Genomic DNA, 14,755 nt, shown 5'->3' with positions numbered 1-14,755 from the left:
AAAATAATGAACTACGATGTAATTGTTATCGGGTCTGGTCCTGGCGGTTATGTAGCTGCTATCCGGGCCTCACAACTCGGCTTTAAAACAGCTATCGTTGAAAAAGAGCTGCTGGGCGGTATTTGCCTTAACTGGGGCTGTATTCCAACCAAAGCCTTAATTAAAAGTGCACAGGTTTTTGAATATATCAATCATGCTGCCGACTACGGTATTAAAGTAGAAGGTAAAGGTGAGCCCGATTTTGAGGCCATTGTTAAGCGTAGCCGTGGCGTAGCCGATGGCATGAGCAAAGGCGTTCAGTTTTTAATGAAGAAAAACAAAATTGACGTTATTATGGGCTTCGGTAAACTGAAGGGCCAAGGTAAAGTTGAGGTTAAAAGCGCTGATGGTGCAGTAAGTGAACATTCAGCCAAACACATTATATTAGCCACAGGTGGTCGTTCACGCGAGTTGCCTAACCTGCCTCAGGATGGCAAAAAAGTAATCGGTTACCGCCAGGCTATGACGTTGCCTACACAACCCAAATCAATGGTGGTAGTAGGTTCAGGTGCTATCGGTATTGAGTTCGCTTATGTTTATAATGCTATTGGTACCAAAGTTACCGTAGTAGAGTTTTTAGACAACATCGTTCCATTGGAAGATGAAGAAGTATCAAAAGCACTGGCCCGCTCATTGAAAAAACAAGGCATCAACATCATGACTTCTTCTACTGTAGAGTCGGTAGATACCAGTGGCGAAGTGTGCAAAGTAAATGTTAAAACCGCCAAAGGTGTTGAAGTACTGGAAGCTGATATCGTATTATCAGCCGTAGGTATTGCTACCAACCTGGAAGGTATTGGTCTGGAAGAAGCTGGTGTTAAATTTGACCGTGGTAAAGTACTGGTTGATGATTACTACCGCACCAATGTAGAAGGCGTTTATGCTATTGGCGATATTGTAAAAGGTCAAGCTCTGGCCCACGTAGCTTCTGCCGAAGCGATTACCTGCGTTGAAAAAATTGCTGGTTTACATGTAGAACCTATCAATTACGGCAACATACCGGGGTGTACTTACTGCTCTCCTGAAGTAGCTTCGGTAGGTTATACTGAAAAAGCTGCTCGCGAAGCCGGTTACGAAATTAAAGTTGGTAAGTTCCCATTCTCAGCATCAGGTAAAGCTAGTGCAGCCGGTGCTAAAGATGGCTTTGTGAAAGTAATTTTTGATGCTAAATATGGCGAGTTTTTAGGCGCGCACATGCTGGGCAGCAACGTTACCGAAATGATTGCCGAAGTAGTTGCCGCACGCAAACTGGAAACTACCGGACATGAAATTATTAAAACTATTCACCCGCACCCTACCATGAGCGAAGCGCTAATGGAAGCTACTGCGGAAGCTTATGGTGAAGTAATACACTTATAATCTTTTAAGAGAAAAGGTTCGTAAGTCGAAAGAGTCCGTAAGATGGCAGATTATATTAATTTGTCTTCTTACGGACTTTCTTTTTTATATTCTTTAAATTACGAACATCTTCTCCCCTACAAACCTTACCATGAAGCTGTACACTATTGATACTGGATTATTCAAACTGGATGGCGGCGCCATGTTTGGTGTGGTACCTAAAACCATCTGGCAAAAAACACATCCTGCTGATGAAAATAACCTGGTTGAGCTGGCCATGCGCTGCTTACTGGTTGAGGATGATAACCGGTTGATACTGATAGATACCGGTATAGGTAACAAACAAAGCGAAAAGTTTTTGAGCTATTACCACCTGCATGGTGATGATACGCTAGATCAATCATTAGCCAAACACGGCTTTAGCCGTAGCGATATTACCGACGTTTTTTTAACTCATCTGCACCTAGATCATGTAGGTGGTGCTGTAAACCGCGATGGCGAACAATTAGTTCCGGCCTTTCCTAAGGCTACCTACTGGAGTAATGAGCAACATTGGGATTGGGCAACCCATAATCCTAATGCTCGCGAAAAAGCGTCATTTTTACCAGAAAATATTTTACCGTTACAACAAAGCGGCAGACTAAAATTTATTCCCATACAAAACAATACCCAATTTACTACGCACATGCACATCCGTTTTGTATCGGGCCATACTGAAAGTATGATGCTGCCAGTATTGCAGTACAAGGGCAAAACTATTTTGTATGCGGCCGATTTATTTCCGACTACCGGCCATATCCCGATTGCGTATGTAGCTGCGTATGACATGTTTCCGTTGCAGGCCATACAGGAGAAAACTGCTTATTTGGAGGAAGCTATACAGAATGATTTTGTATTTTACTTTGAACATGATGCCGCTACTGAATGCTGTACGCTGCAAACTACTGAGAAAGGTATTCGGGTGAAAGATGTGTTTAAACTGACAGACATTTAAACCTACAACCTTAAGTTGGTACGAATTGTGTGGTAAATACGTGACGTTCAAAGCATAAATAATTATTAACAGTATTGCAAATATCATGTAACTGACTATAATTATTAATAACAAATGTGTACTTTTGCGCGTTCAATTCTAAAACAAGAATCGAGGTAATAAATTAGATGAGACAACTCAAAATAACCCAATCCATTACCAACCGTGAATCGCAGTCACTGGATAAGTACCTGCACGAGATTGGTAAGGTTGACCTGATAACTGCCGAAGAAGAAGTAATATTAGCTCAAAAGATTCGTGAAGGTGACCAGGCTGCACTGGAACGCTTAACCAAAACTAACTTGCGTTTCGTGGTATCTGTAGCTAAACAGTACCAAAACCAGGGTCTTACTTTGGGCGATTTAATTAACGAGGGTAACTTGGGCTTGATTAAAGCTGCCAAGCGTTTTGATGAAACCAAAGGGTTTAAATTTATATCATACGCTGTTTGGTGGATTCGTCAATCCATATTACAGGCTATTGCCGAGCAATCACGTATTGTACGTTTGCCTTTGAACCAGGTAGGTTCGTTAAGCAAAATCAGCAAAGCTTTTTCTAAATTGGAGCAGGAATACGAACGTGAGCCCTCACCTGAAGAACTGGCCGATATTCTGGAAACTACGGTTGACAAAATATCAGACACACTAAGCAACTCAGGCCGCCACGTATCTATGGATGCGCCATTCGTGCAAGGTGAAGAAAATACTTTATTAGACGTACTGGAAAACCAGGAGCCTAATACCGACTCTATATTAATTAACGAGTCATTATCTGAAGAAATCAAGCGTTCACTATCTACTTTAACTGAACGTGAGCGTGAAATTATCGTCTTGTTCTTCGGCTTAGGCACTAATCATCCGCTATCGCTGGAAGAAATTGGCGAGAAGTTCAATTTAACACGCGAGCGTGTACGTCAAATTAAAGACAAAGCTTTACAACGCTTACGCCATACTTCACGGAGTAAAATTTTAAAATCATATTTAGGTTAACCCTGATTTACGAAGGCCCCCGGTAAACAACCGGGGGCTTTTTTGTTTTATACTATATATGATGGAACCAGCCCAATATGAACAGCTCACTGCCGAGCAAGCCATAACCTACCAGCAGGAACTTCGGCATCAAATTAAACTTGAGCCGTTAAACAAGCCTGTTCGTATTATTGCAGGTTCTGATATATCTTTCAATAAATACTCGGAAGTTGTTTATGCCGGCATTGTGTTGTTGAAATACCCTGAAATGGAAATCATCGGCCATGCCACGGCTATTAGTCGCACTACATTTCCGTACATATCCGGGTTGCTGGCTTTCCGAGAGGTACCTGCCCTATTGGAAGCCTGGAACAAACTAGAAATTAAACCTGATGTACTGGTGCTAGACGGGCAAGGTATTGCCCATCGCCGCCGTATGGGTATTGCCTCGCATTTTGGTGTTATTACCAATACGCCTACCATTGGCAGCGCTAAAAGCAGGCTGTTTGGCCGCTATGAAGAGCCAGCTAATGAACCCGGTTCCCAAAGCCCCATGTATGATCGTGATGAGGTAATCGGCATAGCCTTGCGTAGCAAAAAAAACTGTAATCCTATCTTTATTTCGCCAGGCCATAAAGTAACTCTGGAGCAGAGTGTAGAAGTGATTAAAAATTGCTTAAAAAGCTATCGCATACCCGAACCAACCCGGCAAGCGCATATTTTAGTTAACAAAGTACGCGTTGAAAATAGCTCGAACAACTCCGGCATACAACAATTTGATTTATTTAGCTAATTAGCTGTAACATAAAGTAACTTAACGCCGACTAATAGGAACACATTCACTCCATGTTAAAAGGCGGCCAATTGGCTTTATGTATCATCACACTACTGCTTAGTTTAACGGCAGCCGCCAAGCCTTGTCTTATAATCAAAAATGGTTCGGTACAAACTTTTACCGACTCGGTTGAAACGGATGATTTCAAAACCTTTACTATCCCAATTAAGCGAGCCGGTAACCTGATTATTGTAGAAGCCCAGGTAGATTCAATTGCGGGTAACTTCGTGCTGGATACGGGTGCGCCTTATTTGGTTCTGAATGCCACTTACTTCAGAGATATGCCTCATTTTGGCGATCGCGAATCGGCAGGAGTTAACGGTAACTCGGCTGGTACGTTCCGAACTGAAGTGCATAACTTCTCCTTAGGCTTTGATTTACATTACAATAAATTGATGGCCGATGTTGCTGACCTATCAGCTATTGAAAACAGCAAGAAAATAAAAATACTAGGCCTACTAGGCACTCAGGTTTTTGAAAAGCTAGCCATTACAATTGATTTGTTCCATAATGTGCTGTACCTGCATAAAACTGATGCCAGTGGTAATATCTTGCCCGAAGAACGCGTATTTGCCCAACCTCAAATCAGTACTCCTTTCAAGTACATGAACGATGTGATTTTTATTAAAGGCACTATCAATGAAAAAACATTGTGGCTCGCTTTTGATACTGGGGCTGAAAGTAATTTATTGAGTTTTGATGTCCCCGGTAAAGTGATGAAGTACATGCAAATCATCAACAAAGCAAAGCTGGTCGGTATAGGCGGCTGCAAATACGACATTTTCTACGCGCAGTTTGATCACTTCACTATCGGTAATTATTTGTTTACTAATAATCGTATTTTAATTACAGACTTAAATCAATTGGGTAAAGCCTACGGCAATTCTGTAGATGGCATATTAGGTTACGACTTTTTCTCGCGTGGTATATTCACGCTCAACTTCGTAAAAAAAGAATTTGAAATGTACATTTACAAGCACTAACGATAACATGAACCGGCTGAAACGTTTTATATGGGTATTCATTACGCTGTGCAGTTTACAAGTTGCCGTGGCTCAGCACCATAATCAAATACGCATTGCACATAACCGTTTAGTCTTGGAACTTGATATGCGTTCGAACAAGGCTGAAATTGACAGCCTGTTGAAAGCCGCTGGCGCTAAAAATTTAACAGCCAACATGATTTTAAGCGGCAAAGTTACCCCCAGTAACACTAAAGGCTGGAAAATAAATAAGCTTAAAAAATTTACTATTCAGCTGGAAAGGCCGCTTTATAAATCTGACACGCAATTGCAGGTTAATCCTTATGTAATTACCAGTAGCATTATTAACAACATTTCAGCTCCAGGTTATCCTGGTGAGGTTTTGTACGGCATAAACAACTTTTTAAAAGCTACCATACATGAATTACCATCGGGTTTAACCCGCTTCTTTTTACCAGGGTACACTAACGCACGCCGCGTACAAGTATCGGGCAATTTTAACAGCTGGACCACGCTGAAAGGATTAATGACCAGAACCGATAGTGGTTGGATTACTGACATCCGGCTGGAACCGGGCGTATATGCTTATAAATACATTATTAATGGCCATTGGATAAAAGATGCCAGCAACAGCCTGACAGAGCCCGATGGTTATGGCGAATACAACTCTATTTACTACCGATATAATTACACATTTAAACTAGCTGGGTATAACAATGCCAGCCGCATTTCAGTAGCAGGCAACTTCAATAAATGGAACGCTAACGAACTAGTGATGATGCACAAAGGCAATGCTTGGGAAAAGCAGCTTTACCTGCACGAAGGTGTTTACCTGTATCGTTTTATGGTAAACGGGCAATGGATAAAAGATCCGGCTAATAAAGATACGCAGATACAAAACAATACATTAACCTCAGTTTTAAAATTGGGCGAAAGCCTAGTCTTCAGGCTTAACGCATATCCGGAAGCTCGTAATGTATTTCTGGCTGGTGATTTCAACAACTGGAACCCAAGTATGCTCAAGTTACAAAAAACAGCTTTAGGATGGCTACTACCCTACACCTTACCCGCTGGTAATTATAATTACAAGTTTATTGTAGATGGTCGATGGATAACCGATCCGCAAAACCCACACACTTCCATATTGAATGATAATCAAAATTCATTTTTAACAGTAAGGCCCAATCATACTTTTGTTTTAAAAGGCTATGCTTCGGCCAAAATGGTGCGTTTAGCTGGCGACTTTAACGATTGGAACCCGCAAGGCTACACGCTTGAACATGCAGGCAACGAATGGCACATCAGTATGCGTTTACGACCCGGAAAATACCGCTATAAATTTATTGTTGATGGGCAGTGGATATTAGACCCAGGCAACCGCCAGTGGGAACAAAATGAATACAATAATGGTAACTCCGTATTGTGGATAGAACAATAAATTATCCAACTCACTATTTAACACAATAACCATCTCCGGCTATCGTTCAACTTCCAATACCAGTTTAGTTTTTCAACCTTAATCTAATATCAGTAACTGCACATGCGCAACTTCCGTATTCTGCTGTTCCAGTTTTATAAGCCTCTATTTTTTTGGAATTTGTTGTTTAGTGTAGCAGGTATTGCAGATTTATGGATCAATGGTTTCGGACAATTGGTGGGTAGTTTCATTGTCAAATTTGTAGGCTATGCGGCTTCCGTTGGCTTTCAATACTACTTTTCACCGCAGGTATATTACTACTATCATAATGCAGGTTATCGTTTAAAAAACCTTTATGCCGGTGCATTCGCGCTCGACTTTTTCATGTATCTGTTATATGTCTTTCTTTTTTATATTATCAGTTTCATTGGATGTTAAAAGTTGATAGTGTACAATTAGCCTACCATGGCCGCAAAATTTTGCAAGACGTTTACCTGGACTGTAAACCCGGTGAAGTAACCGGTTTATTGGGCCGTAATGGCTGCGGTAAATCAAGCTTGTTAAAAATCATTTTCGGTACACTTACACCTGATTTCAAACACATCAGCATTGATGATCAAGTAACCCCAAAAGGCTACATACAAAGTAAAATAGCCTACTTACCACAACATAACTACCTGCCCCGTTATATTATGATACAACAGGCTGCCCAAATGCTGGTTGACCCAAAAGCCTGGAATGAGTTTGCTGCACATAAGATTTACCAACAGTATAGCCGAAAACTATCCAGAGAGTTATCAGGCGGTGAGTTGCGCAAGTTGGAAACACTCTTGATATTATACAGCAAAGCTGATTACATTTTGCTGGATGAGCCTTTTACACATATATCGCCGGTTCAAGCCGAAGAGATTAAGCAAATCATCCGTAGTCGCGCTGCTTACAAAGGCATTATTGTAACCGACCATCAGTACTACAATATTCTGGAGGTAAGTCATAAAATCATTTTGCTTGATAATGGCTGTACAAAATTGATTAAACACCCTGATGAACTAATAACTTACGGCTATCTTAGCGGCAAGTAATATCATTGAATTATGACTATACCTATGTACCAGGCTGATGCCTTTACCAGTCAGCTTTTTGGTGGCAACCCGGCAGCGGTATGTCCGCTTACCGAATGGTTGCCTAATGAAACCATGCAGAAGATAGCAGCCGAAAACAACTTGGCTGAAACTGCTTTTTTTGTAAAAACAGATACCGGTTACCACTTACGTTGGTTCACACCAGAATTAGAAATAGACCTATGCGGCCATGCCACCCTCGCCAGTGCGCACATCATTTTTACCGAGCTAGGACATCATGATAGTGTAATCCGGTTCACAACCGAGAAAGCCGGCGAGCTGATTGTTACTAAAATTGATGGACGATACACCCTGGATTTTCCATCACGCCCACCCTTCCCGGCCGAAATGCCGGATGGTCTATTAGAGGGCATTGGCAATAAAGTACCTAAAGCCATATTACGCTCGCGCGATTACTTTTTGGTTTATGAGGATGAACAGGATATTGCCGATATGGTGCCTAACCATTCGCTGCTGGCCCACATTGATGCCATTGGCATTATAGTTACGGCTCCCGGCCGAGAAGTGGACTTTGTATCACGCTTTTTTGCACCCGCATGCGGCGTACCTGAAGATCCGGTAACTGGTTCGGCTCATTGTAACCTGATCCCGTATTGGGCCGAAAAGCTGGGCAAAACGGAATTACATGCCTACCAGATATCCGCCCGCAAAGGCGAGCTTTGGTGCGAACTGAAAGGCGACCGCGTGTTGATGAGCGGCCATGCCGTTACTTACCTGAAAGGTGAAATCTACGTATAAACTTACAGGCTAAATACTGTTTGCTACCTAGCTAAAAACGCTATTACTATACATGGTAATAGCGTTTTTAGTTATAATCTTAAACCCAGCAAGTTGGTTATCTTTTGGTAAGTCATTCGTCTTACCACCAACACCCTGATGTCCTATACTGGATATTGTTTTCTAAATGTTATAAAAGCACTATTAGCTATATAAAACTAATTTTTTTAGTTAATTTAGTGCTTTAAAACTATTGATAGGTACGGGTGCATATCCATGCAGTTAACGAAATTAGAAGTTAAAGGCTTTAAAAGCTTTGGTGATAAAATTACAATAAACTTTAACGAGGGAGTTACCGCCGTAGTAGGTCCGAATGGCTGCGGCAAATCCAACGTGGTAGATTCTATCCGTTGGGTATTGGGTGAGCAAAGCACACGTATGTTGCGTTCTGAAAAAATGGAGAACGTAATATTTAACGGCACCAAATCGCGCAAGCCTGCTAACCTGGCCGAAGTATCTTTGACCTTCGATAATACCCGAAACGTACTTCCTACTGATTTTTCGCAGGTCACTATTACCCGAAAGCTGTATCGTACGGGCGAGAGCGAGTACCGTTTGAACGACGTACAATGCCGTCTGAAAGATATTACTGACCTGTTTCTGGATACTGGTATTGGTCCCGATTCCTACTCTATCATTGAGCTGAAGATGATTGATGAGATCATCACCAATAAAGAAGGTTCGCGCCGCAACTTATTTGAAGAGGCCTCAGGCATATCCAAATACAAACTGCGCAAAAAGCAAACGTTCAATAAACTAAAAGATACCGAAGCCGATTTAGCCCGGGTAGAAGATTTGCTTTTCGAGATTGAAAAGAACCTAAAAACGCTGGAAAACCAAGCCAAAAAAACGGAGCGTTATTATCGTTTAAAGGAGCAGTATAAAACGCTGAGCATTATGCTGGCTTCGTTCCGGCTGGCGGCTTTTAGTGATGCCTTGATTCGTATTGACGAACAGGAACAAAAACACCGAGCTGATAAAACAGCTATTGTTTCGCACATTGATACTATTGAGGCTGGTTTGCAACAGCAAAAGCTGGACAACCTAACCAAGGAAAAAAACTTATCGGTACAGCAAAAAGCCACGAATGATCTGATTACTAAAATCAGGACTTACGAGAGTGAGAAGAAAATCAAGAATGAGCAGCTGAAATTTCAGCGTGATAAAGAAACTCGTTTGACTGATGAACTGGAACGAGATCGAGAACAGTTAAACCAGGTTATATCCAGCATTAAGCGCCTGAATGAGGAAAAACTTCAGGAAGAGGAAACTTTAGAAGCCTTAAGCAATAAGGTAGATGATTTGCAGGAAGCGGTTGATGATTTGCGCCATGAACAAACTGATACCCGGCAGGAGCTGAACGAGATTACCAGCATTAACAACCGCCTGCAAAATCAGATTTACAAAGCCGAAAAAGACTTAGACATATTACGCATACAGCAGCAAGCTCTGGAACAAGAAAGCCAACGCAATACCGAAGATGCGGCTAGTCGGGAAGTGGAACTTTCGCATTTCAACCAGCTGGTAGCCGAACTGGAATATCGGACCGAAACCGTAAAGGGCGAGCATGAAGCCGCTATAGCCTACGAGCAACAGTTGCAGGAACAAATTAAAGCAACCGAAGGCAGCATTACAGCTATCAAAGAAAACACGGTGCAGCATAACCGACAGCTGGATGCCAAACGCAATGAATATAACCTGACTAAAAGTTTGGTGGATAACCTGGAAGGTTTTCCGGAATCTATCCGCTTTCTGAAAAAGCAAACGGATTGGGCCAAGCATGTTACTTTATTTAGTGATATTCTTTTTTGCCGTGAAGAATACCGGGTAGCTATTGAAAACTACCTTGACCCGTTGATGAATTATTTTGTGGTGGAAGATTACGATAATGCCATACAGGCTATCAATCGACTCCGTAAAGCATCACGAGGTAGGGCACAGTTTTTCATCCTGAACAATTATAAAGCATTGCCAGCCCCAACTACACCTTCGCACCCCGCTGAATGGCTGCCCGCGTTGAGTGTTGTTGAAGTTGACCCTGTTTATCAGCCTTTATGCAACTATCTGCTGCGCAACGTCTATCTGGTTGATGATGCCGGCGAAAACGACCTGAACAACTCACCCGTACAAGCCGGTGTGGTATTGCTGGGTAAAAGCGGAAAGTTCAGCAAATCGGTATTTAGTATGGCGGGCGGCTCGGTAGGCTTGTTTGAAGGTAAACGTATTGGTCGGGCTAAAAATTTGGAGAACTTGGCTAAAGAGATCAGCCATACAGAAAGCCAGATTGCTACCTTGAAAAGTGAACAGGAAACTTTGCAAAGCAAGCTGGTTGCCTTGAAAGCCTCTGGCAGAACTACCGAAATTCAGCAAAGGCAACAGGAACTTAACCGCTTGCACACCGAAATGGTTACGGTGACTACCCGGCGCGAACAGTACCAAACGTTTATCACCAACAGCCGCAACCGTAAAGAAGATATTACCCGCAAAATAAACAGCATGCAGGAAGAAGAACAAAAGCTGCAACCTGAACTGATGGAGCTGAAAGCCCAACAGCAGATACAAAGTGATTTGTTGCTGGATAAGCAAGAAGCTTTAAATGAGCTGAACGAGTATCTATCAGTACAATCAAGCGCTTACAACCAGGAAAACATTCGTTTTCATCAGCAGCAAAATAAAGTTTCGGGCCTGAACAAAGATTTAGAGTACCGCGAAACCCAGCAGGATGGTTTAGAAGTTCGTATCAGCAACAGCAGTACGGAGTTAAAAAAAGTACAGGCTACCTTGCTGGAGCTAGCCAATCAAACTGATTTTTCGGATGATGATTTGCTGGAGATGTATAGTGAACGAGACTTGCTGGAAGAAGCCACGCGGCAAGCCGAACAAGATTACTATTCTTCGCGCGGGCAGATTACCGACATGGAAAACCAGCTAACCCAATTGCGCCGTAATAAAGACCAAGCGGATGTAATTGAAAACGAGTTGAAAGACCGTCGTACGCAATTACAACTGGAACTAAGTGCCTTAAAAGAACGCCTTTCTGTTGAGTTTAACTTAGACATTCAGGAGCTGATGGAAAGTGAACCGCCAGCCGATGAAAACGAGCAGGAACTACGCGAAAAAACTGAAAAGCTGAAAAAACAGTTGGATGATTTTGGCGCTATTAACCCAATGGCGTTAGAGGCTTTTAAAGAAATGAACGACAGATACGAGTTCATTCAAGCCCAAAAGAAGGATTTGATGGAAGCTAAAGCCTCGCTCCTTTCTACCATTCAGGAAATTGATGATACCGCTAAAGAAAAGTTTATGTCGGCCTTTATTATGGTGCGCGAAAGCTTTATTAAAGTGTTCCGATCATTATTTAATGAAGAGGACTCCTGCGATTTGATTCTGACTGATCCTGACCATCCGTTAGAGTCGGACATTGACATTATTGCCAAACCCAAAGGTAAACGTCCGCTATCTATCAATCAGCTATCGGGCGGGGAAAAAACATTAACGGCTACCGCTATTCTGTTCTCCTTATACCTGCTTAAGCCGGCGCCTTTCTGTATTTTTGATGAGGTTGATGCTCCGTTGGATGATACTAATATTGATAAGTTCAATAACATCATCCGCAAGTTCTCCTCCAACTCTCAATTTATCGTAGTATCGCACAATAAAAAAACCATAGCTAGCACCGATGTGGTTTATGGTGTAACTATGGTTGAACAAGGTATATCGCGCGTAGTGCCGGTTGATTTACGACAACTAGCGGACTAATCTTTCTTAGTTTTTACGGTGTTGAGGCTGATTGATCACCATTCCTTTAAATGGATCAGGACTCATTTTCTCGTTCATAGCTCTTACAGCCTCATCTGATAAAGTAGAGTTCGTATTCGTACTTAACACCTTGTTGTTAGTTAAAGAGTAACTACTTTTATCCATATAATTTAAGGCATGTGCCAGCATGCTTTCATTCGGGTCGCCAAAGTCTTTAGTGATATCATCACCTGTTTTATACCCTGGAAAAGTAGCACTTCCCGGAACCATACCTTGGTAATAATCTGCCTGCCCGGCAGCATTGCGGTTTTCAATTTCAACCAGGTATAAATCATAGCTACCTACTGGTATCGCAAAAAACGCTGTTGGTTTACCGTAAGTAGTTTGCCCAATAATTTGCACATTCATTACAGGTTTCAAATTATTAATCAGCAGCTCACTGGCTGAAGCTGTATTGCCGGTTACCAGAAAGAAAACCCGACTTAAGTTCAGGTTACCAACTTTTGCAAACTTTTGTGTGTTATTGGCTGTGCTAAACTCTCCTTTATTAATCTGGTACTTTTTAGCTAAAAAAGGATAATCATCGTTCTGCAAACGCTTGTTGAAATACTCGGTAAACATAGTAGTGCCATTTTGGGCAGTAGGCACTATCCAGTTGGTTAAATAAGCTGAAGTTTGCACGCTACCACCACCATTGTAACGCAAATCCACTACCAGTTCAGTAATGCCTTTGGTGGAAAAGTAGTTAAAGGCTTCATCAATTTTGGCCTTAGCATTGGAGGATAAATCAGTAAACTGGTTGAAAGCAAAATAACCTACTGTTTTGCCGCCAGCTGTAGTAAGCGTTGTATATTTCAACACCGGATTAATGGTGTAGCTTGCGCGATTCACTACTGCGTTAAAAGTACTACCATCTGGCTTTTGCAACGTTAAAGTAATGCTATTGCCCGATAACGCATTTACTACATACAGCAAGTTTGCATCCTTACTCGGGGTTGAACTATTAGGATCATAGTAAATATTGGTACTGTTATTTACCGCTGTAATTTTGTACCCGCGAACTAATCCTGCATTGCCGGCAGGCGAACCAGCATAAACGTATTTTATCCGTAAATCATTGTAAGCCTGGTAAAACACTGAAAAACCAAAATCGCCACCTGTACCGCCTATTACTGTAGCCGCCTGACCTTGATCTATATAAGAATACTTGGCTGTACCCGGGTAGCTGGGATCATACTCATAAGCCGAATTGGTTGTGGTATTAATTTTCAACTGCGATAAGGCATCAACCTCGGCCTGCAAGGCAGCCAAATCAGTACTGCCGGTATATTGCCTTGGGTTAAAAGTGTTGTAAGCCGGCATGGCATCGTACCATAAGTATTCCTCTTGCGCATAGGCGTAAACAGAATCTTTTAGTAAATCAAGCGCGCTAGCCTTAGTAGTGGTGTTAGAATTGGTAGTAACTTTATCTTTTTTACAAGAAGAAAATACAACCAGTAAAAGTAACAAGAAGTAAAAATTTCTGTGCATATTGTAAAACCTTAAATTTTACTAATATACAAACATTTAAACTTTTAAATAACTAATTCCACAAGCTTCAGCACATAATTGATCGGTTTCGTTTGTACCGATCATCACTAAATCACGACGCTCTAAATGATGATCGGTAAGTAACAGATGTATAATATCCGGTTCGGGCTTGGGAGCCACTTCGTCGGCAAAATAACAAACCAGGTATTTTTCTAAACCTTGCCAATCAGTTTGCTTGATCTTGTTCAGTTGCTGCTGCGGATTACCGTTGGTCACAATAAATATCTTTTTACGATCAACCACGATTTCCTGTAGCAAGGTTAGCATATCTTCAAACAACAAAAGCTTAAGCGGCAGCTGGGCAGCCGTTTTCAGATGCTCAAAGTTAAAGCGGTATTTTTCGTCCAGTTTAAAGCGTTGCTGCACCCGGTCAAAAACCGCATTAGGCCCTTCCTGATCGTAGGTTTGCACCATTAGTTTTACTAACACCTGGGCATCTAGCATTTCAGTATATTCCAGAAAACCGGCGAACAAATAATATACCTGATACCAATAATCTTTTTGCGGATAAAGCACATCATCCAGCTCAAAAATAAAAGCCTTTGTACGCGGGTCAATATCCTTGTAACTAATCATAACGCTGTAATTAATTCGATGCCATATTCGGTAAACAACTGGTGGGCCGGGGCTAAAGCCTGTGCTTCTTCTGGCCGAAGTAAGTACACGGTTTCAATTTGATGATCCAGGCAGAAAGCCAGCATCTGGTGCGGATAGGTATCCTGCTGCGGATTGGGCAGATTTAGCATTTTGCCTGATTTTAGCATTAGCTCCGGCAGATCCGCATAATCACCTAACAATACCGATGCTGAATTTATATTCTTTTTAAGCTGGTAAGCTTCGGCCCTACTAGCCGCTGTAATTAGTGTGTACACGT

The 14,755-nt window shown here is 41.9% G+C and carries 13 protein-coding genes; 10 read left to right on the top strand and 3 right to left on the bottom strand.

Features of this window, described 5'->3' with window-relative positions; all coding sequences use genetic code 11:
* Positions 1 to 6 precede the first annotated feature (6 nt).
* From lpdA to smc, 10 genes are all read left to right on the top strand, one after another.
* The gene (lpdA, locus tag HH214_RS18080; protein ID WP_169610013.1) at positions 7 to 1,398 is read left to right on the top strand and encodes a dihydrolipoyl dehydrogenase; all 1,392 of its coding nucleotides are present in this window, start codon (positions 7 to 9) and stop codon (positions 1,396 to 1,398) included.
* 130 nt (positions 1,399 to 1,528) lie between these two features.
* Positions 1,529 to 2,371 carry an MBL fold metallo-hydrolase gene (locus HH214_RS18075; protein ID WP_169610011.1) on the top strand — a complete coding sequence of 281 codons (843 nt, stop codon included), beginning with the start codon at positions 1,529 to 1,531 and terminating at the stop codon, positions 2,369 to 2,371.
* A gap of 167 nt (positions 2,372 to 2,538) precedes the next feature.
* The gene (locus HH214_RS18070; RefSeq protein ID WP_090466905.1) at positions 2,539 to 3,399 is read left to right on the top strand and encodes a sigma-70 family RNA polymerase sigma factor; all 861 of its coding nucleotides are present in this window, start codon (positions 2,539 to 2,541) and stop codon (positions 3,397 to 3,399) included.
* Positions 3,400 to 3,457: 58 nt separating this feature from the next.
* Positions 3,458 to 4,171: a deoxyribonuclease V gene (nfi, locus tag HH214_RS18065; RefSeq protein WP_248282136.1), complete on the top strand. Its 714-nt coding sequence runs from the start codon at positions 3,458 to 3,460 to the stop codon at positions 4,169 to 4,171.
* A gap of 53 nt (positions 4,172 to 4,224) precedes the next feature.
* The gene (locus HH214_RS18060) at positions 4,225 to 5,196 is read left to right on the top strand and encodes an aspartyl protease family protein (protein ID WP_169610009.1); all 972 of its coding nucleotides are present in this window, start codon (positions 4,225 to 4,227) and stop codon (positions 5,194 to 5,196) included.
* Positions 5,197 to 5,203: 7 nt separating this feature from the next.
* Positions 5,204 to 6,634: a hypothetical protein gene (locus tag HH214_RS18055; RefSeq protein ID WP_169610007.1), complete on the top strand. Its 1,431-nt coding sequence runs from the start codon at positions 5,204 to 5,206 to the stop codon at positions 6,632 to 6,634.
* Between the two features lie 102 nt (positions 6,635 to 6,736).
* Complete coding sequence (locus HH214_RS18050) at positions 6,737 to 7,051, top strand: hypothetical protein (RefSeq protein WP_169610005.1); 315 nt, start codon at positions 6,737 to 6,739, stop codon at positions 7,049 to 7,051.
* Complete coding sequence (locus HH214_RS18045; RefSeq protein WP_169610002.1) at positions 7,045 to 7,695, top strand: ATP-binding cassette domain-containing protein; 651 nt, start codon at positions 7,045 to 7,047, stop codon at positions 7,693 to 7,695. The genes HH214_RS18050 and HH214_RS18045 overlap by 7 nt, the downstream gene beginning before the upstream one ends.
* Positions 7,696 to 7,707: 12 nt before the next feature.
* A complete protein-coding gene (locus HH214_RS18040; protein WP_169610000.1) occupies positions 7,708 to 8,493 on the top strand; it encodes a PhzF family phenazine biosynthesis protein in 786 nt (261 codons plus the stop codon).
* A gap of 255 nt (positions 8,494 to 8,748) precedes the next feature.
* A complete protein-coding gene (gene smc / locus HH214_RS18035) occupies positions 8,749 to 12,291 on the top strand; it encodes a chromosome segregation protein SMC (protein WP_169609998.1) in 3,543 nt (1,180 codons plus the stop codon).
* 6 nt (positions 12,292 to 12,297) lie between these two features.
* Here the strand turns inward: smc and HH214_RS18030 are convergent, their stop codons facing one another.
* From HH214_RS18030 to HH214_RS18020, 3 genes are read right to left on the bottom strand one after another with little or no spacing between them, the layout of a single operon-like run.
* Entirely contained in the window at positions 12,298 to 13,821 is a 1,524-nt protein-coding gene (locus HH214_RS18030; RefSeq protein ID WP_169609996.1) for a S41 family peptidase, read from the bottom strand.
* Positions 13,822 to 13,857: 36 nt separating this feature from the next.
* Entirely contained in the window at positions 13,858 to 14,457 is a 600-nt protein-coding gene (locus HH214_RS18025) for an HAD family hydrolase (protein ID WP_169609994.1), read from the bottom strand.
* Positions 14,454 to 14,753, bottom strand: coding sequence for a hypothetical protein (locus tag HH214_RS18020; protein ID WP_169609992.1), 300 nt, complete (start codon positions 14,751 to 14,753; stop codon positions 14,454 to 14,456). The genes HH214_RS18025 and HH214_RS18020 overlap by 4 nt, the downstream gene beginning before the upstream one ends.
* Between the last annotated feature and the right edge of the window lie 2 nt (positions 14,754 to 14,755).

The sequence above is a fragment of the Mucilaginibacter robiniae genome (assembly GCF_012849215.1).
GTDB lineage: Bacteria > Bacteroidota > Bacteroidia > Sphingobacteriales > Sphingobacteriaceae > Mucilaginibacter > Mucilaginibacter robiniae.
The sequence above is the reverse complement of the archived record's forward strand: the minus strand, read 5'-3'. Positions and strand labels throughout refer to the sequence as shown.